General features: G+C 64.1%; 22 protein-coding genes. 17 read left to right on the plus strand and 5 right to left on the minus strand.

What is annotated here, in order from left to right:
• Positions 1–453 precede the first annotated feature (453 nt).
• The 16 genes from HY699_22165 (at position 454) to HY699_22240 (ending at position 19,433) form a co-directional block, all read left to right on the plus strand.
• Positions 454–1,203, plus strand: coding sequence for a hypothetical protein (locus tag HY699_22165; protein ID MBI4518512.1), 750 nt, complete (start codon positions 454–456; stop codon positions 1,201–1,203).
• Positions 1,196–1,939, plus strand: a complete 744-nt coding sequence (locus HY699_22170; protein ID MBI4518513.1) for a 4Fe-4S dicluster domain-containing protein — start codon at positions 1,196–1,198, stop codon at positions 1,937–1,939. The genes HY699_22165 and HY699_22170 overlap by 8 nt, the downstream gene beginning before the upstream one ends.
• Positions 1,936–3,156 carry a polysulfide reductase NrfD gene (gene nrfD, locus HY699_22175; GenBank protein ID MBI4518514.1) on the plus strand — a complete coding sequence of 407 codons (1,221 nt, stop codon included), beginning with the start codon at positions 1,936–1,938 and terminating at the stop codon, positions 3,154–3,156. Before HY699_22170 ends, nrfD begins: the two co-directional genes overlap by 4 nt.
• Positions 3,157–3,240: 84 nt before the next feature.
• The gene (locus HY699_22180) at positions 3,241–4,455 is read left to right on the plus strand and encodes a hypothetical protein (protein ID MBI4518515.1); all 1,215 of its coding nucleotides are present in this window, start codon (positions 3,241–3,243) and stop codon (positions 4,453–4,455) included.
• 40 nt (positions 4,456–4,495) lie between these two features.
• Complete coding sequence (locus HY699_22185) at positions 4,496–5,323, plus strand: hypothetical protein (GenBank protein MBI4518516.1); 828 nt, start codon at positions 4,496–4,498, stop codon at positions 5,321–5,323.
• A 51-nt stretch (positions 5,324–5,374) separates the two neighbouring features.
• Positions 5,375–6,397 (plus strand): cytochrome c3 family protein, encoded by a 1,023-nt coding sequence (locus HY699_22190; GenBank protein ID MBI4518517.1) that lies wholly within the window; start codon positions 5,375–5,377, stop codon positions 6,395–6,397.
• On the plus strand, positions 6,394–7,179 hold the full coding sequence (locus tag HY699_22195) for a cytochrome b/b6 domain-containing protein (GenBank protein ID MBI4518518.1): 786 nt from the start codon (positions 6,394–6,396) through the stop codon (positions 7,177–7,179). The genes HY699_22190 and HY699_22195 overlap by 4 nt, the downstream gene beginning before the upstream one ends.
• A gap of 63 nt (positions 7,180–7,242) precedes the next feature.
• Positions 7,243–9,054: a HAMP domain-containing protein gene (locus HY699_22200; GenBank protein MBI4518519.1), complete on the plus strand. Its 1,812-nt coding sequence runs from the start codon at positions 7,243–7,245 to the stop codon at positions 9,052–9,054.
• A 22-nt stretch (positions 9,055–9,076) separates the two neighbouring features.
• Positions 9,077–9,727, plus strand: coding sequence for a response regulator transcription factor (locus HY699_22205; protein MBI4518520.1), 651 nt, complete (start codon positions 9,077–9,079; stop codon positions 9,725–9,727).
• Positions 9,728–9,783: 56 nt separating this feature from the next.
• On the plus strand, positions 9,784–11,346 hold the full coding sequence (gene phnD / locus HY699_22210) for a phosphate/phosphite/phosphonate ABC transporter substrate-binding protein (protein MBI4518521.1): 1,563 nt from the start codon (positions 9,784–9,786) through the stop codon (positions 11,344–11,346).
• A gap of 58 nt (positions 11,347–11,404) precedes the next feature.
• Positions 11,405–12,790, plus strand: coding sequence for a HAMP domain-containing histidine kinase (locus tag HY699_22215; GenBank protein MBI4518522.1), 1,386 nt, complete (start codon positions 11,405–11,407; stop codon positions 12,788–12,790).
• A complete protein-coding gene (locus tag HY699_22220) occupies positions 12,777–14,165 on the plus strand; it encodes a sigma-54-dependent Fis family transcriptional regulator (GenBank protein MBI4518523.1) in 1,389 nt (462 codons plus the stop codon). Before HY699_22215 ends, HY699_22220 begins: the two co-directional genes overlap by 14 nt.
• A gap of 335 nt (positions 14,166–14,500) precedes the next feature.
• Positions 14,501–15,130 carry a hypothetical protein gene (locus HY699_22225; GenBank protein MBI4518524.1) on the plus strand — a complete coding sequence of 210 codons (630 nt, stop codon included), beginning with the start codon at positions 14,501–14,503 and terminating at the stop codon, positions 15,128–15,130.
• 18 nt (positions 15,131–15,148) lie between these two features.
• Positions 15,149–18,055, plus strand: a complete 2,907-nt coding sequence (locus tag HY699_22230) for a molybdopterin-dependent oxidoreductase (GenBank protein ID MBI4518525.1) — start codon at positions 15,149–15,151, stop codon at positions 18,053–18,055.
• A gap of 11 nt (positions 18,056–18,066) precedes the next feature.
• Positions 18,067–18,714, plus strand: coding sequence for a 4Fe-4S dicluster domain-containing protein (locus tag HY699_22235; protein ID MBI4518526.1), 648 nt, complete (start codon positions 18,067–18,069; stop codon positions 18,712–18,714).
• Positions 18,711–19,433 (plus strand): molecular chaperone TorD family protein, encoded by a 723-nt coding sequence (locus HY699_22240; GenBank protein ID MBI4518527.1) that lies wholly within the window; start codon positions 18,711–18,713, stop codon positions 19,431–19,433. Before HY699_22235 ends, HY699_22240 begins: the two co-directional genes overlap by 4 nt.
• A 67-nt stretch (positions 19,434–19,500) precedes the next feature.
• Here HY699_22240 and HY699_22245 read toward each other — a convergent pair whose 3' ends face one another.
• A complete protein-coding gene (locus tag HY699_22245) occupies positions 19,501–19,836 on the minus strand; it encodes a hypothetical protein (protein MBI4518528.1) in 336 nt (111 codons plus the stop codon).
• A gap of 264 nt (positions 19,837–20,100) precedes the next feature.
• Here HY699_22245 and HY699_22250 point away from each other — a divergent pair, with 264 nt between their 5' ends.
• Entirely contained in the window at positions 20,101–21,102 is a 1,002-nt protein-coding gene (locus tag HY699_22250; protein ID MBI4518529.1) for a HAMP domain-containing protein, read from the plus strand.
• On the opposite strand, the gene HY699_22255 is transcribed toward HY699_22250, so the two are convergent.
• The 4 genes from HY699_22255 to HY699_22270 form a co-directional block, all read right to left on the minus strand.
• On the minus strand, positions 21,071–21,478 hold the full coding sequence (locus tag HY699_22255; protein MBI4518530.1) for an arsenate reductase ArsC: 408 nt from the start codon (positions 21,476–21,478) through the stop codon (positions 21,071–21,073). The two genes, HY699_22250 and HY699_22255, sit on opposite strands and share 32 nt — an antisense overlap.
• Before the next feature lie 30 nt (positions 21,479–21,508).
• Positions 21,509–22,636, minus strand: a complete 1,128-nt coding sequence (arsB, locus tag HY699_22260; GenBank protein MBI4518531.1) for an ACR3 family arsenite efflux transporter — start codon at positions 22,634–22,636, stop codon at positions 21,509–21,511.
• Positions 22,633–23,091, minus strand: a complete 459-nt coding sequence (locus tag HY699_22265) for a winged helix-turn-helix transcriptional regulator (protein ID MBI4518532.1) — start codon at positions 23,089–23,091, stop codon at positions 22,633–22,635. The genes arsB and HY699_22265 overlap by 4 nt, the downstream gene beginning before the upstream one ends.
• 415 nt (positions 23,092–23,506) lie before the next feature.
• Positions 23,507–23,628 (minus strand): GIY-YIG nuclease family protein (locus tag HY699_22270; protein MBI4518533.1); only part of this gene is annotated, 122 nt, incomplete at its 5' end.

The following is a 23,628-nucleotide window of genomic DNA, read 5'->3' on the forward strand; positions in this document are numbered from 1 at the left end:
TGCCAATCACTTGACGCGACAGCTGCTGAGTCTGCAATAGCAATGAGCTTGGCTTCTTATCGCATTAGGCTTTACTCGTTGACTGGCTGGTTGCCTCGGCAGCCATTGCGAGCTTTTACCTGGTCATCATTTAAGCGCAACTATGGATAGCCATAAGAAAGATTATGTAGACTACGCAGTGACCGGGTGCTACCCTGCACCGCAGTCTAGAGGAAGCGCTGAAGCTATGGCCCGTTCCCGCAACCCAAGCAGTAGTTCCTCCCACCCCGTTTCGGGTGCCGGCGCGCTCGGCGCTGCGGCAGGCGGCTGTGATGATTGAAGCCGCGCCCGCGCGCGCCCCCGCCGCGTCCTTCGCCATGCCGGGTTGAGCTGTCATCGCCAACCAACCGCGGCAGCGTGATGATCCCCTTCACCAACCTCCGTTCGAGGCTCCAGCTGAAAGGACTGAGGCGCATGATCAACGTCTTCCGCAAACTGCCCGATGCCGTGCTCCGTCTCGCGGTCGTCGTCATCCTGCTGGTGGCGGCCGTGACCACGGTGCTCTCCCTGCTCCCGCCCGAGTTGAAACGGGCCGACTTGCAGAAGGCCGCCGCGGTGCAGGCGGAGTTACTGCGCCCGGTCAAGTACGCCGGCGTGCCCGCCTGCGCCGAGTGCCATGAGGCGCAATACACGGAGACCAAGGGCGGCTACCACCGCAACGTCTCCTGCGAGACCTGCCACGGCGCGGCCAAGGCGCACGCCGAAAGCCCGATCGATATCAAGCCGCCGGCGCCGCGGGATCGGGCTTTCTGCCCGACCTGCCACGCCTACAATGCCTCGCGGCCGCGCGGCTTCCCGCAGATCAACCCGGTGATGCACAATCCCATGAAGGCCTGCATCGCCTGCCACCAGCCGCACGACCCCAAACCCCCGACCGTTCCGGGCGAGTGCTCCGCCTGCCACGGCGAGATCGAGCGTACCAAGGTGGTCTCGCCGCATGCCCTACTCGACTGCACCACCTGCCATACCACCCCCGAGTCACACAAGGTGAGTCCGCGGCTGGTGCGGCCGAGCAAGCCGAGCAGCCGCGACTTTTGTGCGCAATGCCACGGCCAGGACGCAGCGGTCGAAGGGCCGCCGAAGATCGAGGTCGCCACCCACGGCGAGAAGTACGTCTGCTGGCAATGTCATTACGCCCACATGCCGGAGGTGCATCATGAATAGGCGGCGGTTTCTACGTAAGCTCGCCTCCCTGCTGCTGGCCCTCGGGGTGCCGGCCGGATTCACTCGCCGGCCGGCGGCCGCCGCCCACAACGGCAAGAACGGCGGCAAGCCCTTTTACGGGATGGGGGTCGACATCGACAAATGCATCGGCTGCGCCAAGTGCATGGAGGCGTGCAAGATCGAGAACGAGGTGCCGGCGGAGCCGTTCTTCTTCCGCACCTGGGTCGAGCGCTACGTTATCAAGCGCGACGGCAGCGTCGCGGTGCAGAGCATCGGCACCGCCACCAACCCGTCGGCCGAGGCCGTTTCCGAGAAGGAGATCCTGCGCAGTTTCTTCGTGCCCAAGCTGTGCAACCAATGCGCCAATCCGGCGTGTGTTCAGGTTTGCCCCGTCGGCGCCACCTTTCAGACCGAGGACGGCGTGGTCTTGGTTGACGATAAGCGCTGCATCGGCTGCCGTTACTGCATCCAGGCCTGCCCCTATGGCGCCCGCTACCTGCACCCGGAGAAGAAGACCGCCGACAAGTGCACTTTCTGTTACCACCGAATCTCGAAAGGGCTGCTGCCCGCCTGCGTCGAGGTCTGCCCGACACAGGCGCGGGTCTTCGGCGACGTCAACAGCGTCGCCAGCCCGCTGGCGCGGTTGAAGCGTATGAACAAGGTCCACGTGCTCAAACCGCACCTCAACACCGAGCCCAAGGTGTATTACGCCAACCTTGACGGAGAGGTGAAATGAATCACGAGCTGCTTGCAAGGCTGGCGGAATTGAGCAAAGAGGTGCAGGGGTACATATATCCCAACGAGATCGAGATCCACTGGTCGGTGTTGATCGTGGTCTATCCGTACCTGACCGGACTGGTCGCCGGCGCTTTCATCCTGGCCTCGCTGGTGAAGGTCTTCAACGTCGAAGAAGTGCAGCCGACATACCGTTTATCGTTGCTGACGGCGCTGGCGTTTCTACTGATCGCGCCGCTGCCCTTGCTGTTGCACCTCGGCCATCCCGAGCGTGGCTACGAGGTGCTGATCACGCCCAACCCGACCTCAGCGATGGCGATGTTCGGCTTCGTCTATGCCTGGTACCTGATGGCGGTGCTGCTACTCGAAGTCTGGTTCGCCTACCGCAAGGATCTCATCCTCTATGCCCGGCAGGAGCGCGGGTTGATGAAGTGGATTCATCGCCTGCTGGCGCTGTTCTCGAACGACGTCAGCCCGGCGGCGGTCGCGTTCGATCACAAGGCGGTGAAGGTGATCACCATCATCGGTATCCCTTCGGCGTTCCTGCTGCACGGCTACGTCGGCTTCATCTTCGGCTCGATCAAGGCCAATCCCTGGTGGAGTTCGGTGCTGATGCCGATCGTCTTCCTGTTTTCCGCCATCGTCTCCGGCATCGCCTTGGTCATCTTGCTTTACATGCTGATCACGCCGTTTCGCGGCGAGCCGATCGACATGAAGTGCCTCGATAAGATGGCCTCGTTCCTGTTCTACGCGGTGATCGTCGACTTTTCGCTCGAGTGCCTCGATTTCATCCATCGGCTGTACGAAAGCGAGGAGTCGATCAAGATCCTGTCGCAGTTGGTGATGAACAAGCTGATCATCAGCCTGCTGGTCATGCAGGTGCTACTGGGGATGATCGCGCCGCTGGGCATCATGGTGTCGATCAAGCTGCTGAGCTTGAATGAGGAGTTGCGGCGACTGCTGTACTTCATCTCCGTGTTGCTGATCCAACTGGGGATTTTCAGCACGCGGTGGAACGTCGTGATCGGCGGGCAGATGTTCTCGAAGAGCCTGATGGGTCTGACGACCTACAAGATGGAAATCATGGGCATCGAGGGACTCGTGACCGCGCTGGCGCTGCTGATCATGCCGTTCTTCGTGCTGGCGGTCTTGATCAAGCTCTTGCCGCCGTGGGACACTGCCCCGGCCGGGGTTGCGGGCGAACGGGTCGCCGCGTGACAGCCGGCGGGCGAGTGGTCGGAGACGGGTGAGGACGGCGAGTCAGCGGTTGGCGAAGCGAGGGTTGGGAAGGGGCGGCACTCCATGTGGATACGCAAGCGCGTGGCGCTGGTGTTGGCGAGCATAACCCTGACGCTGGTGCGGCCGGCGGCGGCCGAGGATGAAATCACTAACGAGGCCTGCCTAGCGTGTCACGCGCTCGAGGACTTGGTTGGGAGCGACGGCCGGTCGCTGGTCGTCGACGCCGGAGCCTTCAGCGCCTCCACCCATGGAACGTTGCCGTGCACCACCTGCCACGCCGACGCCACCACCGTGCCGCACGAGGAGAAACCCGCGCGCATTGGGATCGCCACCTGTGCCACGTGTCATTCGGAGGTGGTGGCAACCTACGAGAAGAGCGTTCACGGCGAAGCTCGCACCAACGGCGCCACTGACGCCGCCACCTGCGCCAGCTGCCACGGCTCGACGCATACGGTGCGCCAGCACAGCGATATGGGCTCACCCGTCTACCCGCTCAATCTGCCCCGCACCTGCGGCGCGTGCCACGGCGACCCCGAGTTAGCCAAGCGGCACGGCATTCCGGTGGTCAACGCCTATCAGTTGTACCTGGACTCGATTCACGGCCGCGCGCTGACGCACAGCGGGTTGCTGGTGGCGGCCAATTGCTCGAGCTGTCATGGGTTCCACGATATAAGGCCAAAGAAGGACGCCGAGTCCAAGGTGTCGCGACTGAGCGTCCCGGCGACGTGCGGTGGTTGCCACGCCGGGGTGATGGAGGCGTATGACAACGGTGTGCACGGCCGCGCGGTCAAGCACGGCAACCTCAAGGCGCCGGTGTGCATCGACTGCCACACCGCGCACCAGATTGCGCGCGTCGACACCGACCCCTGGAAGCTGCGCATCATCGCCGAATGCGGCACCTGTCACGAGGAGTCGCTGAAGACCTACCGCGACACCTTCCACGGCCAGGTGACGGCCCTGGGCTTCACGCCGGTGGCGCGCTGTTCCAATTGCCACGGCTCACACCGTGTGTTGCCGGCGGCCGACCCGGAGTCGTCGATTGCACCGGCCAACCTGGTGGCGACCTGCCAGAAGTGCCACCCGCAGGCGGGCCCGAAATTCGTCCTCTTCTCCCCCCACGCCGACCACGAAAATCCCGAGCGCAACCCCGGCCTGTACTACGCCGCCCGCCTGATGACTTTGTTGATCGTCGCCGTGTTCATCTTCTTCGGCATCCACACGGTCTTATGGCTGTTGCGTTCGCTCATCGAACAGCGCAGGCTCAACGGGCGGCGGTAGCGGCGGGAGTGTTCGCGATGGGGCGACAGGAGTGACCAGGATGGCGTCGGCGGTTTCCAGCACAGCCAAGTACTACGTCCGCATCGACCTATTCCACCGCCTCGTCCACGGTTTCCTGATGGCGAGTTTCCTGGGCTTGGCGGCTACCGGACTGCCGATCAAGTTCAATCAAGCGGCCTGGGCCACCAACTTGGCGCATGCGCTGGGCGGCTTCGGCACGGTCATCTTCTTCCACCAAACCTTCGCCATCATCTTGAGCCTGTGCTTCCTGCTGCATCTCGGCCGCATCCTGCACGCCGCCTTCGTCAAAGGCGACCCCGGCGTCTTGTGGGGGCCGAACTCGATGGTGCCGCAGCCCAAGGACCTGCTCGACATGTTTTGGCACTTCGCCTGGTTCTTCGGCTTGGGGCCGAAGCCGCGCTTTGATCGCTTCACCTACTGGGAGAAGTTCGATTACTGGGCGGTGTTCTGGGGCATGGCCATCATCGGCACCTCGGGCTACGTGATGTGGTTCTCGGGCTTCTTCGGGCGCTTCATCCCCGGCTGGATGTTCAACATCGCGCTGCTGATCCATTCGGAGGAGGCGCTGCTGGCGGTCTGGTTCATCTTCACCATCCATTTCTTCAACTCCCACATCCGCCCGGAGAAGTTCCCGATGGATCTCGTCATCTTCACCGGGCGCGTCAGCGAAGCCGAGCTGCACGAAGAACGCCCGCTGGAGTATGAACGGCTGGTGGCCCAAGACGGCCTGACAGCAATCGCCACCGAACCGCCGCCGCTGTGGTTGAGGAACTTCGGCCGGCTGATCGGCTTCACTGTAATCACCATCGGTTTCATTCTGTTCGGCCTGACGCTGTGGGCCTTGTGAGGCATGGCCGTGGGCCGGCAACTGCACGCGTGTTGGGGATGGTGGTGCGCGATGGCGCTGGTGCTGGCCATAACCCGCGGGGCTGCGGCCGCGCTCGCGCCGGAGGTGGAAGGCTGCCTGAATTGCCACCGCGAGCAGACGCTGGAGCTGACGCTGCCAAGCGGCGAGAGCCGCTCCCTGTTCGTCGACAGCCAACGCTTCGCCGGGTCCATCCACGGCGACAAGCTCAGCTGCGGCGACTGCCACACCGACATCGAGGAGTTCCCGCACCCCGAACGCACGTTCAAGAACGTGCGTGAGTTTGCCCTGGCGTACTACGAAAGCTGCAAGCGTTGCCATTTCGATAATTACACCAAGAGCCTCGACAGCGTGCACTACACCTTCCTGTCGAAGGGTGACCAGCGGGCGCCGCTGTGCGTCGATTGTCACGGCGCCCACGACGTCGCCAGCCCGCGCCTGCCCAAGACGCGGATTTCCACCACCTGCGCCCGCTGTCACGAGCAGGTCTATCAGCGTTACGCCGAGAGCGTGCACGGCAAGGCGCTGCTCAAAGGGGCCAACGGCGACGTCCCGGTTTGCACCGATTGCCACCGCTCCCACGACATCGAAGACCCTAGAACCGCCTCCTTCCGCTTGCGCAGCCCCGAGATCTGCGCCCGCTGCCACACCGATGAGACGGTGATGAAGAAGTACGGCCTCTCCACCGGCGTGATCCAGTCCTACCTGACGGATTTTCACGGCATGACGGCGTCGTTCTACAAACAAGAGCAGGGCACGCCCGAGGCTTTGACTGCGGTTTGCACCGATTGTCACGGTGTGCACGATATCCTGGCAGTGCAGGACCCGCGGTCTTCGGTGATGCAGGCGAACGTGGCCAAGGTCTGTCAGAAGTGCCACCCGGGAGCCACCGAGAGTTTCCCGGCGGCGTGGCTGTCGCACTACGAGCCCAGCCCCGATAAGGCGCCGCTGGTCTACTACGTCAAGTTATTCTACCAGATCTTCATTCCATTCGTCGTGCTCGGGCTGGTGCTGCAGATTCTGCTCCACCTCTGGCGGGTGGTGGTGAGCCGATGAGCCGGCGTGGAGCCAAGCCAACCTCTGCGGCGAAACTGGCGCGGGCGCCGCACGCGACTCGGTTCAGCGTCAAGCAGCGAATCGAGCACTTCGTGATCATGCTGCTGTTCATCCTGCTGGCGCTGACCGGCCTGCCGCAGGAGTTCTTCGAGGCCGGCTGGGCGCAGTGGCTGATCAGCCGGCTCGGCGGCATCGATCGGGTGCGCTGGCTGCACCGGGTCGCCGGCATCCTCTTCACCGCCGGCGCCGCCGAGCACTTGGGCGTCATCATCTTCCTGGCGCTCTCCAAGCGGATCGAGCCCAGCATGATCCCGACGAAGAAGGACTTCACCGACGCGGTCGTCACTTTGGGGCACTACCTCGGTCTCTCGGAACACGAGGCCCGATTCGATCGCTACGACTATCGCCAGAAGTTCGAATACTGGGGGCTGATTTTCGGCGGAGCCATAATGGTGGTGACCGGCTTGATCTTGTATTTTCCGACCTTGGTCACGCGCGTGCTGCCGGGCGAGCTGATTCCCGCCGCCAAGGTGGCGCACGGCAGCGAGGGCCTGCTGGCGTTTCTGATCGTGATCATCTGGCACATCTACAACGCGCACTTGAGCCCCGAGGTGTTTCCGTTCGACGCCAGCATCTTTACCGGCAAGATCGAGGTCGAGCGCATGAAACGCGATCATCCGCTGGAATACGCGCGCTTGGTGGCGAGCGGTAAGGTGGCGGCGCTGGAGCAGGAAGCGAGCGCTGAGCCACCCGGCACAGACGATGACCGGCAATCGCCGTGACGTGACGAGAGGGGTGCCACTCTGAGCCCAGCGCGCTTTCCGCGCCGCAGCCTGCGGGGGCGCATGCTGTTCCTCGTCGGCCTGGGGATGCTTGCCCTGGCGGGGATTCTGGGCACCGCCATCATGGCCGCGAGCCGTGAACTGAGCGCGCAGGCGCTGCGCGAACGCCTGCACTTGGCGCAGGCGCTCGCTGATCACCTCGACTACGTCTTGAAGTCGAACCTGGTGGCGCTGCAAGACGTGGCACAAAGCGCCCGTGCTGACCTCGAAACGGCTGGCCTCAAGCCGCTCAAGGCCGCGCTACGCGAGGCCTATCTGCGCTCGATCTTCACCGAGGGCGTGTTCCTGCTCGACCGCCGCGGCGCGCTGCTGGCGATCGAGCCGCAATCGGCCGCGCGCACGCCCGCGGAGCTCGCCGCCGTGCCGCTCATCCGCCGCGTCGTCCAAGAGGGCCGCCCCGAGGTGTCCGGCCTCGTGGTCCAGGGTAACCGGCGCATCTACGCCGGCGTGCCGGTGCGTGATTACGGCGGCGAGTTGGTGGGTGCCGTCGGCGGTGAGGTGGATCCGGCAAGCCCCCGTTTCCGCGCGCTGCTCAGTCCCATCCGCATGGGCGGCACCACCTACCTCGATCTGGTCGATGGTCACGGCGTCGTCCTGGCCTCGACCAAACCCGACCGGGCGTTCACAGAAAGTGATCACGGCCGTTTCTTGGCCGGCTTGATTCAAGAGAAGCGCTCGGCCGTGCGCGCCTGCCACAGTTGTCACGAGGAGCAGGGCCAGGTGCCGGCGCGCGAGCGCGAGGTCATCGCCTTTGCCCCGCTGACCTTCGCACCCTGGGGCGTGAGCATCCGCCAGGCCGAGGATGAGGCGTTTGCGGGCGCGCGCGCCGCCCAGCGCCGCCTGCTGCCGATCGCCGCCGTGACCATCTTGCTCGGGCTGTTGTTCGCCTGGGGCGCGGCCAGAAGCGTGACCAGGCCGTTGGGGATCCTCACGCGCGCGGCCCAACGCATCGCCGGCGGCAACCTCGAACAACCCACACCACCCTTGGGCGACGACGAGATCGGTCAACTCGCCCGCTCCTTCGACCATATGCGCCAAGCCCTCAAGGACTCGCTGGCGGCGATCGCCGGCTGGAACCGGGAGCTGGAGGACCGAGTCGGCAAGCGCACCCGCGAACTCGAAGTGCTCTACCAAGAGCTGCGCCGCAAGGAGGAGATGCGCGGCGAGCTGTTGAAAAAAGTCATCGCCGCACAAGAGGAGGAACGCAAACGCATCGCCCGGGAGTTGCACGACGAGACCAGCCAAGCCTCGGCGGCGCTCCTGCTCGCCATCGAGGCGAGCACGCAACGGGCCCCCGATGAAGCCAAGGAACGGCTGCGCCGGATGAAGGCCATGGCCGGCCGCATCCTCGACAGCATCCACCGCCTGATCTTCGATCTGCGGCCGTCGATGCTCGACGACCTCGGTCTGGTTTCGGCCTTGCGCGCCTCCGCCGAGAGCCACCTTGAACCGTTGGGTATGGACGTGGCCTTCGAGGTGAGCGGAGCCGAGCGGCGACTGCCGGCTGAAATCGAGACGACCCTCTTCCGCATCGGGCAAGAGGCGATCTCGAACATCCGGCGGCACGCCGAAGCCGAGAGCGTCAAGATCACGGTTGAGTTCGGGGAGCAGTGCGTCGCCCTGCGGGTTCAAGACGACGGCAAAGGCTTCAACGCCGACGAGCTCGAGCGCTCGCCCGAAGGGGTGCGCGGGCTGGGGCTGCTAGGCATGAGAGAGCGGGCGCTGCTGCTCGATGGTGCCTTGACCATCACCTCAGCGCCGGGCAAGGGTAGCGAGGTCAGCGCGCGGATCCCGCTGACCCGGAGTCGCACCTGAACACAGAGCACTGAAGGTGAGCATGAAGATCAAGGTGCTCGTGGCCGACGACCACGCCCTCTTTCGCGAGGGTATCACCGCCCTGCTCGCCGGCTACGACGACCTCGAGGTGGTCGGCGAGGCCGCCGACGGCAAGGCAGCCGTCGATCAAGCCGGCAAGCTACACCCCGACGTGGTGCTGATGGACATCGCGATGCCGGGATTGGGCGGGCTGGAGGCGACGTTCGAAATCAAGAAGCTGTACCCGGAAGTGAAGATCCTGGTCCTCACCCAGTACGACAACCGCGAGTACGTGTATCGCTTCCTCAACGCCGGCGTTTCCGGCTACGTGTTGAAGCGCGCCGCCGGCACGGAGTTGGTTGCGGCCATTCGCGCTGTGCATCAGAAGGGCACCTTCCTCCACCCCGACGTGGCCCCCGCAGTGGTCGCGGGCTATCTCGGCGGCGGCATCAAGTCCGCGGCGCAGGACGATCCGTACGAGGCCCTGACCGAGCGGGAGAAGCAGGTGCTCAAGCTGGTCGCCGAAGGCAAGACCAACAAAGAGATTGCCGAGATCCTCGGCATCAGCGTCAAGACCGCGATGGGTCACCGGGCCAACCTGATGGACAACCTCGGCATCCACAACAAAGCCGAGCTGGTCAAGTTCGCCCTCCAGCGCGGCATCATCGAGTGAAGCTGATGATACCCGCCGGGCGTGTCAGCCGAGGGTTCTTGGTGCTCTGGATCTTCTTGGAGTGGAGTGCCGATCCCGCCTCGCCAGTTGAGTCCGCGCTGAACGGTTCGAGCGACGACTGCATTCCCTGCCACCAGGAGCGCGCGAGCGCGCACATTCAGGACTGGGAGCAGTCGGTCCATGCGCGCTCTGGGATTACCTGCGTCAGTTGCCACGTTGGCAGCGCCGACAACGTGAGTACCGCGGGCGCGGGCTCCGGCGATCGACCAGCGGCCTGCCGTGGCGGGCACCCGAGCGTCGTCGTAATCTGCGCGCGGTGTCATCAGCAGGTGGGTCAGGCGTTCCGCGAAAGCCTGCACTATCGTCACGCGGGGAGCGGACCGACCACGCCCACGTGCGTGGACTGCCACTCGGCTGCGGGTGGCTCGATCCTCTCCGGCGACTCGATCCCGCGGCGCTGCGCGACCTGCCACAGCGCGGGCGGTGTAGCAGGCGAGGCGTGGGTGGTGGAGAAAGCGCCGGAGCTGTTGCAGCTTCTGCGCCGGGTGACGCTGGCGCGCACGATGGTCGAGGAACATCTGGACCAGCTTGGCAAATCCGGCGCTGACGTGGCATCGTTTCGAGCTTATTTGAGTCGCGTCACGGCGACTTTCCGAGACATTCCGATCGAGTGGCACCGGTTCAATCTCAAAGATGCGGAGAGTCGGTCCCGCCACGCGCTGGACACTCTCGAATCGCTTCACCAGCGGTTGGAGCGCCGCGTCCCGGACAGGGGACCCGAACGCCCGCCTGCCGAGTTGTCCCGGGCCGTGGCGTTAACACCGCCGCAGGGCAGACCGCTGCGCTTCGCGGTGGCGAGCATGGTCGACCCGATTGCGACCTACGAGGCCTACCTGAGGCTATTCGAAGATTTGGGACACAGCCTCAGTCGGCCGTACGAGTTTGTTCAGCGCCGCACCTATCAGGAGATCAACGATCTCCTGCTGCAAGGCGGTCTGGATCTGGCCTTCATCTGCTCGGGGGCGTACGCGGTGTTACCAGACGATGCACCCATCGAGATCGTCGCCTTACCGGTTGTGAATGGGAACAGCATCTACCACTCGCTGATCATCGTTCGGAAGGACAACCCGGCGCAGCGGTTCGAGGACCTCGAGGGGGCGCGGTTCGCCTTCACCGACCCGCTGTCCAACACCGGCTACCTCTATCCGGCTTTCCGAGCCACGAAGCTGGGAAAGGACTTGCAGCGCTTCTTCGCTTCAACGCTGTTTTCGGGCTCCCACGAGCGCTCCATTCTGGCGGTGTATCGCAAGTTGGCGGATGCCGCGGCCGTGGACGACCTGGTGTTCAACCAACTGGTCGTTCCGAACAGCCCGTACTGGGATCAGCTCCGGATCATCGAATCCTCACCAGAGTTCGCCATCCCGCCGGTCGTGGCGCCGACGTCGGTGCCGGCCGAACTGCGGGCACGGATGCGGGGTTTTTTCCTCGAGATGGCGCAGGCGCCTGAGGGGCGCGAGCGGCTCGCCGCCTTGGGGTTCGAGGGCTTTATCGCGGGAGAGAAGGAACACTATGCATCCATTCGCGAGATGCTGGAGGTCACCGGTGCCAAACCCCGCTGAGCCGTCTCTGGCACACTGGCGGCCGCGGCTGACACTGCGTGTTCGATTCGCCGTTTTGATGGCGCTCGCCGTCGCTCTGCTCGGCGGGGTCAATCGCCTTTACCTGGACACCCGCATCCTCAATGAGTTGGAGGAGGAGCTGGAACTGCGCGCGCTGAGCTTCGCGCGCTACCTTGGCGCCGAAAGCGTCAACCTCGTGTTGCGGCAGGACTTCGTTGGCTTACACAAGCTCTTGAATGATGCTCGCAGTAGCGGTTCGGACGTCGAGTACGCGTTCATCATGGATCCGACGAACAAGGTCTTGGTGCACACGTTCGAGTCCGATTTTCCGGAGCAACTCACGCTCCTGAATCGATACCGCGAGCATGACGGGTATCAGGTTCAACGCATCGAGATCTTCAGCGAGCGTTTTCGTGACTTTGCCGTGCCGCTCTACCATGGCGAACTGGGCGTGTTGCGCTTAGGGGTGCGCGACGGGCGGATTCTGGCGCGGGTCACGTCCGTGCGTCGAGAGCTGACGCTGGTCCTGTCCGCGGTCATGGCCTTGAGTGCCGCTGCCGCCTACCTGCTCACCTACTTTGGTCTCCGACCGTTGGCTGCCATCACCGGTGCCCTGGAGCGCTTCGAGCCCGGACAGCGCTGTGAGACGATCGTTCCGCGACGCGACGACGAGGTGGGGGATCTCGCCACCAAGGTCAATCTGGTGACTGCTCGGCTGCACAACTCCCACACGCAGATGATGCAAACCGAGAAGATGGTGGCGGCGGGGCTCCTGGCCTCCGGAATCGCCCACGAGATCAACAATCCGATCTCCGGCCTGCAGAACTGCCTGCGCCGGATCCAGGCGAAGCCCGAGGATGTCCCGCAGATCAAGGAGTACACCGCGGTGATGCTACAGGCCGCCGAGCACATCGGGGCGGTGGTGCATGGCTTGCTGGATTTCTCGCGCAGCACACCCAAGCAGATGCTCGTGATCGATCTGCGCGGCGTGCTGACAAAGGCGCTCCATCTAACGGCGTTCCGGATCGAGAAGAATCAGATCGAGCTGCAACAGGCCATCCCGGAAGACCCGGTTTGGGTGCGCGGCGAAGAGGCGCAGTTGGTGCAAGTCGTGGTCAATGTGCTGTTGAACGCCATCGATGCCATGGAGGCCGGCGGGGTCTTGCAGCTGATGCTGGAGCGTGAAGACGGGCAGATAGTACTTCGGGTGCGCGACGACGGTGTGGGCGTCGCCCCCGAACATCTATCACGGGTCTTCGAGCCTTTCTTCACGACGAAGGGAAGCGGCAAGGGAACGGGGTTGGGGCTCGCCGTCACCCAAGGTATCATTCTCGACCACGACGGACGCATCGCCATCGACTCGTCGCCCGGTGTAGGCACTGAAGTGAAAATCCAGCTGCCGTTGTGGCGCCAGATCCAACGGGTCGGACATGAAGCTGCGTGAGCACAACAAACGGCCGTGTTCCGTACTGCTCGTTGATGACGAGCGGACGATCCTGGTCTCGTTGCGTGACTCGCTGCGCGACGCGGAGATCGAAGTCGTCACCGCTTCTACCGGAGACGAGGCGCTGCGGCTCCTTCGCAACGGCACCTTCGGCGTGGTCGTCTCCGATGTGCGCATGCCCGGGCTGTCAGGGCTGGAGCTGCTTGCCAAGATCCGCGACGAGGGCATCGATGCGCCCGTCATCCTCATGACCGCGTATGCGACGATCGATCAGGCGGTGGCGGCGATGAAGACGGGGGCGTACGACTACGTCACCAAGCCGTTCCCCAACGAGAAAGTCGTGCGCATGGTGCAGAACGCCTGGGCGCTGGTGAGCCTGAGAGCCGAGGTCCGCGACCTGCGCGCGCAGCGGGGCACGGGGCTGGAATTTCTGGTGGGCACGAGCGCGCCATGGGCGAGAGTCCTCGACAAGGTGTGGGCCGTGGCAGCCACCGACTCCACCGTCCTCATCGTTGGGCCGAGCGGGACCGGGAAAGAGATGGTGGCCAATGCACTGCACCTGCTGTCGCGGCGCAAAGACGGGCCTTTCATCAAGGTCCACTGCGCGGCGCTGCCCGATTCACTCATCGAGAACGAGCTATTCGGGCACGAGAAGGGTGCGTTCACCGGTGCCGTTGCGGAGGTCAAGGGGCGTTTCGAGCTCGCGCACGGTGGCACCCTCTTGCTGGATGAGGTCGACGACATTCCTTTGAACGTTCAGGTCAAGCTGCTGCGGGTCATCCAAGAGCGCGTCATCGAAAGACTGGGAGGCGGCAAACCCATCCCGGTGGACGTCCGGCTGCTGGTGACGAGCAAGGGCCGGCTTGAGGACTTGGTCGAGCAGGGCACGTTCCGCCAGGACCTGTACTACCGCTTGTCCGTAGTGCAGTTGCACCTGCCCAGGCTGGCCGAACGCCGGGACGATATCCCGTTGCTCCTGGAGCACTTCCTGGCGCTGTGCAGTCACCGGATGATGCGTGCATGCGGGGGCTTCACTCCCGAAGCCTTGGCGGTGCTGACCCGCTACGACTATCCGGGCAACGTCCGTGAGCTGGAACATATCGTCGAATCGTGCTGTGCGTTGAGCAGTGGCGGCCCAATCGGCACGCCCCTGTTGCCGGACCGAGTCAGGGAGAGAGTTCAAAACCAGCCGGCGCTCCCCCGCTCCTTCAACGGCCAGCCCCTGCAAGAGGCCATCGACGAATTCGAGCGCTCCTATCTGGAGACCGCCTTGCGGGAGTTCGAAGGGAAGCGCGCCGAGTTGGCGGACCGACTCGGCATCAGCCGCAAGACACTCTGGGAGAAGCTGAAGAAGCACGGGCTCGTCGCTGAGTGAGGGGCGCCGCCGTCTCGGCGCGCACGCTACACGCACGTAACCGCAGTTACGCGCACGCAACACCGACAAGCGTGCGATTTCCGTAGCCCTGCATCTTGCGTTACGCCGCCGAAACACCGCCGCCAACCCGCACGGTTCGGCAGTGGCCGGTTGACTGGTTCTGCGCTGCGGTCTTTCCGCGGCCCCACACTTGCAAGGTGTACCTCCGTCAATGCCGCGAGGCAGCTCGCCCGAAGCGGTTCGGGGGGCTCATAGCGCAGGGGGCATCGGATGAACCAGTTTCCAGGAGAGTGGCGATGACACGTGTACGTGCAGGCTCGCTTCGGTGTGTAGTCGTGGCTCTGGCGCTGTTGGTCAGCGCCTGCGGCGGCGATGATGCAGGGCCGCCTCCGGCACCAACGGCGACGGCCACCCGAGTTCCGACAGCCACGGCGACGACCGTAGTAGTGCCCGTCACAAGTACCGCGACTCCGGTGCCGGCAACCGCAACGGCGACCGCCGCGCCGACGGACACGGCCACCGAAGCTCCGACGCCTACCGCGACGGCCACAACCGCGCCGCCAACACCCACGGTCACGCCGATCCCGCCGACGGCAACGGCAACTGACACCCCGGTGCCGGTAACTGCAACACCGACTGTCGCACCCACAGCGACGGCAACGGGCGGCGTCACGAACGTCCGCGCCCTGCATACGTCGGGCTCGTCGCAGTACGACGCGAACTGCCTCAAGTGCCACGCAGACGTTCTCACCGAGCAATCACTGAACCCCCAGATTCCGGGCCCGCATCCGGCCATGCTCCTTTGGGTCGGCGGGGCGACCAACGCTGCGTGTACCTTCTGTCACAAGGCGGTGGACTTCGATCGTGCATCGGCAGCCAACGTCCGCCGCAATGTGGATGTCCAGACCTGCGCGATTTGTCACGGCCCGTCTGGCCCGGGACAGCAGTTCTACCAGTCCAAGTGAGGAGCGGAGGAGACAGCTATGGCCAAGATCGGTAAGCAGGGTGGCCTCGATATCAGCCTCGACCGCCGGCGCTTCCTGCAGTGGGGCGGGGCGCTCGCCTCGCTGGCATCGGTCAGTTCGGTGCTTGGAACGCGCCGCCTCGCGGCGCTGGTGTTCTCGCAGAATCCCCCCGACCCGCCCGAGGGCACCGCGGGCGTGGAGTTCAAGTTCAGCGTCTGTCAGATGTGCCACGGCCGCTGCGGGATCATGTGCAAGATCAAGGATGGCGTGCTCCTTAAGATCGACGGCAACCCGTACCACCCGAACAACATGCACGACGACGAGCGGCTACCGTATGCGACCGCGGTAGCGACGGCCGTGCGTACGCGCGGGCGCCTGTGCCTCAAGGGCCAGTCGGGCGTGCAGACCCTCTACGATCCGTACCGGATCAAACAGCCGCTCAAGCGGGTGGGGCCGCGCGGTTCGGGGCAGTGGCAAGCGATTAGCTGGGACGATGCGCTCAGCGAAATCGCGAACAAGCTGGTCAGCCTGCGCGACTTTGTGAACGACGCGAAGCCGGGGCGCTCGAAGGCGGGCAAGGCGGTCAACAAGGTGCTCTTCGCCCCCGGCCGTACGATCGAGGGCGAGTTCACCGATCGCATCTGGAAGGACGGTTACGGAACCTACAACTACCGTCTCGACCACACCAGCATCTGTGAGGTGGATCACCACGTCGCGTACGAGCTGGCCACCTGGGACAAGGCCGCCGCGACACCCGCCGGGCGCAAGAACCACTTCAAGCCCGAGTTGCTCGGCTGCGAGTACGCGATCTTCTTCGGCTCCAACCCCCTCGAGGCCAACTTTGCGATGGTGCCGCTGGCACGCAACCTCATGGAGATGAAGAAGCGCGGCGGTAAGTACGTGGTTGTAGATCCGCGCTTCTCCAATGCCGCTGCCCAGGCGGACCAGTGGGTGCCGATCATTCCCGGCACCGACGCCGCGCTCGCCCTGGGCATGGCTCGCTGGATCGTCGACAACGGCCGCCACGACACGGTCTACCTGAGCAACGCCAACAAGGCGGCGGCGACGGCGGACGGCGAGACCACGTGGACCGACGCCACGTGGCTGGTGATCACGGAACCCGCGGACGCGAACGCCGGGAAGTACATGAGGGCGAACGAGATCGGAGGCGCCGCCACGAACTTCGTGGCGTGGAACGGCGCCGCGGGCGTGGAGGTCATCAGCCAGAGTACGACGGCCCCGGTCGACGGTGTGCTGGACACCGAAGAGGTGATCGTAAACGGCAAGCGCTGCAAGTCGGCGTTCACGCTCTTCCGCGAACGGATCCAGCAGAAGACCCTGGCCGAGTACAGCGCCATCTGCGGCGTAAGCGAGGCCACCATCACCCAGCTGGCGAACGACTTCACCGCGCACGGGAAGAAGGCCGCGACGGAGCACTACCGCGGCGTCGTGCAGCACACCAACGGTGCCTACAGCTCCTTAGCCATCATGGCGCTCGATTTCCTCATCGGCAACTGCGACTGGAAGGGCGGCTCGACCGCCGGCGGCGGCGGCTGGTCGTTCACCAACGCCACCGGCGGTGTCAACGTACAGACCGTGCCCGGCGGCGTCGCCGCGAGCGGGGTGCGGATCGACCGCACCAAGGGCAAGACCTACGAGAACCAGGGGTCGGAGTACCTCGCGGCGGACGACTACCCGGCGCAGCGACCGTGGTTCCCCTACGCCACGCACGGCAACTTCCAGGAAGTGATCCCCAGTGCGGCACACGGGTACCCGTACGAGGCGAAGGCCCTCATCACCTACTGGAACGCCTGGCCGTACTCGACGCCGGCGCTGCGAAACGTGTTTGAGACGTACATCGCTGACGAAACGAAGTGCGAGTTGTTCGTGGCCATCTCGGTCAATATCGGCGAGGTGGCCGCGTGGGCGGACTACATCCTGCCGGACACCACCTACCTCGAGAAGTTCGCGTTCACCGGCGGCACGCCGAGCGTCATCACCAAGCTCACCGCTTTCCAGCAACCGGTGGTGGGCACGTTCGACGGCAGCATGAACTACACGCCGGTTCTTCCGCAGACGAAGATGTACATCGACATCCTCATCGAGCTCGGAAAGAAGATGGGGATCCCCGGGGTCGGCGCGGGCGCCTTCGCGGACGGTGGCTCCCTCGACCGCGCCTGGGACTTCGTGCAGAGGGCGCTGAACAACCTGTCGATCAGCAGCGGCAAGAGCGTTGCCGACATCCAGGCCAAGGGCGGCGCCTTCGAAGACCCGGGCAACGAGTACGACTCCGGCAATCCGAACAAGCAGAAGAACCGTTACGGAAACGAGTTTCACTTCTACATCGAGGAGCTCGCGGTGACGAAGGACTCCATGTCCCCCACCGCGCAGAAGTTCGATCCAATGGCGAAGTACGAGGTTCCCAGCCATGCCGACGGTACTCCGGTGGACGACGGCCCGGGTTACCCGTTCCGTCTGATCACGTACAAGTCGGTGCGCCACGGCCAGGCGCGAACCGCAGCCAACCCCTGGCTGATGGCACTCCAACCCGAGAACTTCGTGGACATCAGCAGCGCCGATGCGGCCGCGCTCGGCGTCGAAACCGGCGAGAAGGTGAAGATCACGTCGGTCAGCAATCCCGCCGGTATCGTGGGCAAGGCGTGGGTCACCGAAGGGTTGCGGCCGGGCGTCATCGCGGTGTCTCACCACTTCGGGCACTGGGAACTGGGGTCGCGCGCGCACGTGATCGACGGCGTGACGCAGCCGCACGACCCGAGCCGCGGCGCGGGTACCATGCCGAACCTGGTGATGCGCCTAGACGATGCGATCAGCGCCGCCAACCCCGCCGCGAAGGTGTCGTTGCAAAGCAAGATCGGCGGTAGCGTGTCCTTCTACGACACACGCGTCAACGTCGTGAAGGCGTGAAGGAGAGCAACATGGGCCAGAAAGGTTGGCTAATCGATCTTGGCAAGTGCACCGGTTGCGAGAGCTGCACGGTGGCCTGCAAGTCGGAGTGGAACACGGCGCCGCTCGAGTCCCCGCTCGAGTTCAAGCCTGGCTGTTCGGGAGAACTCCCTGACGCCCCAGAATTCACCGGCTGTCTCGCGACACCGAAGCATGTGAGCTATCGCGCGGTCATCGGGCAGGAGAGTGGCACGTACCCCCACCCCGTCCGCCTCTTCATCACGAGCGCCTGCAACCATTGCGACAAGCCCGCTTGCTTGGCTTCGTGTCCGCTCTCGGACAAGAACGACCCCGCGAATCCGAACAACGTCATCACCAAGCGAGCATCCGACGGTGCCGTGCTCATCAACCAGGAAACATGCATCGGTTGCCAGTATTGCGTCTGGGCCTGCCCGTACGGGGCACCGCGCTTCAACGAGGTCACCAAGAAAGTCGAGAAGTGCACGTTCTGCGTCCATCGGGTGGACGACGGCTTGTTGCCGGCGTGCGTCACCACCTGCGTTGGCCGCGCCTTGTACATGGTGGAAGACTTCAGCCTAGCCGAGTCTGGGCTCAATGCACCGCCACGTTTTTCCGATCCGAAGCTGACCACCCCAGCGGTGAAGTTCGTGCCGCGATGACACCGGCGAACGCCGAGTTCAGTGCGCTTGCACCGCTCGCAACGAGCCGTGCCGGGGTGTACGAGGTCCTGGCCTCGCTCTACCTGCAGCCGCCTTCTGCCGCACTGATTGCCGCGCTGTTGGAATTGGCGGTGTCGCCCGCAATGGCCGAGCTCTCGGCGGGCTGCGCCGGAGATCTCCTGCGACGCTACGCCGCTAGCTACAACGGCGAGGTGGAAGCGCTACAGCAAGAGTTCAACGATCTGTTCGCGGTACCGCTCGGGCGTTATGTGACCCCGTACGAGGCGGTGTACAGGGACGAACGCGTGGTGGGAGGAGAACGCGTCCGCGGCCTACTCATGGGCCCCTCGACGGCCGCAGTTCTGCAAGCATACCGGGACTACCACTTCGCGATCAGCCCAGAGTGTCCCGAGCTCCCAGATCATATTGGTGTCGAGCTGAGTTTCATGTCGCTGCTTTGTGAGCGGGAACGTCAGGGATGGGAGGCGGGAGACCTGCCCGCAGTCAACCTGCTATTGGCGCGCGAGCTCCGTTTTCTCGGGGATCACCTCTTACGCTGGGTTCCGGATCTCAGCCAGCGGATCTCGGCAAACGCACGCACGCTCTTCTATCGCGGGATCGGCCACCTCACCGAGGAATTCATTCGAGCGGACGCGGCGGCGCTCGTCCGAGTGTGTGGCGAGCGCCAGTGTCTCACATCTGCTGAGCTGACGGCCTAGCGTTCAACTGACGCATTCCCGTGGGCTCCTCGAAGTCCAAACCGCAGAACCGTAGGTCATCGGCGCGTCACTCTGTCCTCCTCAGCTTGATCTGATGCGTTTCGCTGGCGGCATAGGCGCTGCCATCGGGAGCAGCCTCAAGCTGAAGCTGAGCATCCTTCTGGCTGTCATTCTCGGCGGCATCGTCGGCCTCGTGTCTTGGAGCGCCATCGCGATGCAGGAAGGCCAGCTCCTGTGGACCTCCCGAGCGCGCCTGAGCGCCCTGCAAGAATTGTTGAAGACCGTGGTGACCGCCAGCATGCTGGCTCGGGACCGCGACAATGTTCAACGCGTCATCGAGGCGCTCGGCAGTCACGAAGACATCGATGCGGTGCGAATCTTCGATCCGCAAGGCGTCATCCACTTCTCCTCGCGCCCCGAAGAACGCGGCCAGCGCGTGAGCACCGAGGAGCTATCCCGGACGGCGGTGGAAGCGAAGCCGACAACACTCACTCGCGGCGCCACCGCGACGGAGTACACACTGGTGCAACCGATGTTCAACCAACCGGCGTGTTTCTCTTGCCACGAGCCGGAGCAGCGGATTCTCGGCCTCCTCCAGCTCAGCCTCACCTTGGGCCCAACTCGGCAGCAGCTTGCCGCCTTCAAGCGCCTCGCCGTGGCGGCGACGATGACCATCTTGGGCATGATGGTCGTCGCCATTTGGTTTGCGCTGACGTTCTTGATCGACCGGCCCCTGCAACGGCTGGTTGCGGCGATGGCACGGGTTGAGGATGGTGACCTCAGTGCCCGCGCCGGAGTTTACCGCGACGACGAACTCGGGCGGTTAGCCCTTCACTTTAACGAGATGCTCTCGCAACTGCAGGTCGCCCAGCAGCAACTCAAGCGCCACCATCAGGAGCAATTGGCACGGGCTGACCGCCTGGCGACCATCGGCGAGATGGCGGCTACCCTTGCCCACGAGATTCGGAATCCGCTGAGCGGACTGCTCGGTGTCATTTCGGTGCTGAGCCGGAACTTCGTCGACGGTGACCCGCGGCTGGAGATCGCCCGCGAAGGCCATTCCCTCGTCGACCGGATGAACGAGACGATTGAAGAGCTCCTTCATTACGCGAGGCCGTCGTCGCCCCACTTGCGCCCCGTCAAGCTCGACGACATCGTCGATCGGAGCGTGGCGTTGGCCGAGGGCGAGGCAAGGAAGGCGGGCGTCCGAATTGTCAGAGATGCAAACACAGCCAATAGGTGCGGCGGTGATGCTGAATCTCCGACCATCCGGGCCGACCCACACCAAATGCAGCAGGTCTTGGTGAATCTCATTAGCAATGCCGTCCAGGCATGCGCGACGGGAGGGCAGGTGCGCATTTGCGCCTGTCTCCGGAAACATGAGGCTGAGCAGCCGCTCGCCTGCGTCGAAATCGAGGACAACGGCAAGGGCATGACCGCTGACGAACTCGCGCAGGTCTTCAACCCGTTCTTCACGAGCAAGTTGCACGGGACGGGGCTCGGACTTCCGATCGCGCAACAAATTATGGAATACCACGAGGGCCGCATTGCGTTGACCAGCGCACCGGGTCAGGGTACCCGCGTGCAGGTGGAGTTGCCGGCGCATCCAGAGGGCCCGGCAAAGGATGGCTCCAATTTCATGCTGCGCGACCCCAACCCTCGGCCGTAATGAGCTGCTCGACGCGCACGCGTATCTCGTCGCGGATAGTTCGCACGCGTTCGATGGGTTGCCCTTTGGGATCGGGGAGGTTCCAGTCTTGCCGCCGCAAACCGGGCACCAGCGGACAACTCTCGCCACAACCCATCGTCACCAGAAGCTGAGCACCCGCAGCCAGCTCGTCGGTGAGGCGAGTGGGCTGCGCGGTACTCAGGTCGATGCCGAGCTCGCGCATGACCGCGACGACCTCGGGATGAACGTGCTCGGCCGGTTGCGTTCCCGCCGAGCGGGCACGGGCGCGGGTCGGATCAGCGAGGCGATTGAAGAAGCCCGCCGCCATCTGCGAGCGCCCGGCATTGTGGACGCAGGCGAAGATCACGGTCTTCATGCGGTGGCCCCAGCCGGCAGAGATTGCGCGCTAGCCGGTGGTTGTCGCGTACGCTGCCGCCCCGGGCGCTTTGTCGCGAAAGTAGTGTCGCCGGAACCACAGCGCAACGTTGACCAGACCGATCATCACCGGCACCTCGACGAGCGGGCCGATCACCGCAGCGAACGCCGCACCGTGGTGAATACCAAACGTGGCCACCGCGACGGCGATCGCCAGCTCGAAGTTGTTCGAGGCAGCGGTGAACGACAGCGTGGCCGATTGCGGGTAGGTAGCGCCTACCGTCTTGCTCATGAAGAAGGCGATCAGGAACATCACCACGAAGTAGACGAGCAGCGGAATGGCAATGCGCACCACGTCCGTCGGGAGCTGCACGATCGCTTCGCCTTTGAGCGAGAACATCACCACGATGGTGAAGAGTAACGCAACGAGCGTGATCGGGCTGATCTTGGGAATGAAATGAGTATGATACCAGTCCTTGCTCTTCAGCCGGATGAGCACGACACGGGTGACGAGACCGGCGATGAACGGGATGCCGAGGTAGATGAACACGCTCTTGGCGATCTCGCCGATCGTGACGCTCACCGCGACGCTCTGCAGGCCGAACCAGGCTGGCAATACGGTGATGAAGAAGTAGGCATAGATCGAGAAAAAGAGGATCTGGAAGACGGAGTTGAAGGCGACGAGGCCGGCGCAGTACTCGGGGTCACCCCTCGCCAGGTCGTTCCAGACCAAGACCATGGCGATGCAGCGGGCCAGGCCGATCATGATGAGGCCCACCATGTACTCCGGCTTGTCTGGAAGGAAGACAACCGCCAGTCCGAACATGAGTACCGGCCCGACGACCCAGTTCTGCACCAGCGACAGGCCTAGTATGCGCCAGTTACGGAAGACGCTGCCCAGCTCCTCGTAGCGGACCTTGGCCAGCGGCGGGTACATCATGAGGATGAGCCCGATGGCGATCGGAATGGACGTGGTTCCGACGCTGAAGCGGTTGAGGAAGGGCTCAATGCCAGGAAGCAGATACCCGCTCCCGACGCCGACCGCCATGGCGAGGAATATCCACAGTGTCAGAAAGCGGTCGAGGAAGCTCAGCCGTTTCGGTTGCCTCTCCGGCGCCAGTCCACCGGTGGTAGCCGCAGAAGCCGTATCCCTGCTCATCGATCTCTCCCGTGCTGACGCTGCTGCATCAGACGATGACCCTCCGGACAACAGCCACCGGAACGACGAACGCTGCGCGCGTACCCGAGATCGGCTTTGGCCTGGGGCAGCAGGCGAGCACAGACGGTGAGGCACGCCAGCAGTTTGCTGTGCAGCGCGTTCTGCGCTGGCGCCAGCTCGTAGAACATCCAGAGGCCGTGCTGCCGCGGCTCGACGAACCCCGAGCGACGCAGGTACCCGAGGTGTCGCGACACGGTGGGCTGCGGCGCGCGCAGGATGGCGACCAGATCGCCGACGCAGAGCGGACCGTGCTGGAGGAGCTGCAAAATCCGCAAACGCGTGCGGTCGGCAAATGCGCGGAACATCAAGTCGACGCCCGCAGGGGCTTTCGACGCGATCGTGCCGGTGCCACGGCGCACGGGCGCGCTTTCGATCCTCTGCCGAACTCTCTCCATATTCGCCTAGGCAATTATAGTGTGGCGCTGCGCCGAGTCAAGCCGCTGAGCCCGTGACGCCGTCGGTTCGATTCCGCCCTAGTGAAGAGGAAGAGACCACCACGAAGTGCACGAAGGCCACGAAGGGCATTCGACCGAGCGGATCGAGTGCATGGCCAAGTTCCGCTGTTCGCTGATGAAGCCCGCAGGGGTTCATGCTCGCAGATTTCCGAAAAATCATCCACGCGCTGACGCGAGCGAATGTCGATTGGGTGTGCGACAAATCTGTGGGTAACGTGCAGCCGACCGGGCAAATCCTCACCAGCCTGACAGTACTGTGTACTGTCAGACCGAGGCCCATGGCCGAAAGGGACGCAATTTGTCATTCCCGCGAAAGCGGGAATCCACGGCCCCGGCTCGCTACCACCCGCCAGCGCTACACGATCTCGTCATCGAGGTCTCGCCCGTCCGGGTTCTGAGCTTCGCTCGGCTCGATCTTCCAGGCGCGGCGCCACTGCTTCAGCTGCTTCTCCCGCACGATTGCGGTCTCTGCGCAGC

The organism is Deltaproteobacteria bacterium (assembly GCA_016210005.1).
In the GTDB taxonomy this organism is placed as follows: Bacteria; Desulfobacterota; Binatia; order HRBIN30; family JACQVA1; genus JACQVA1.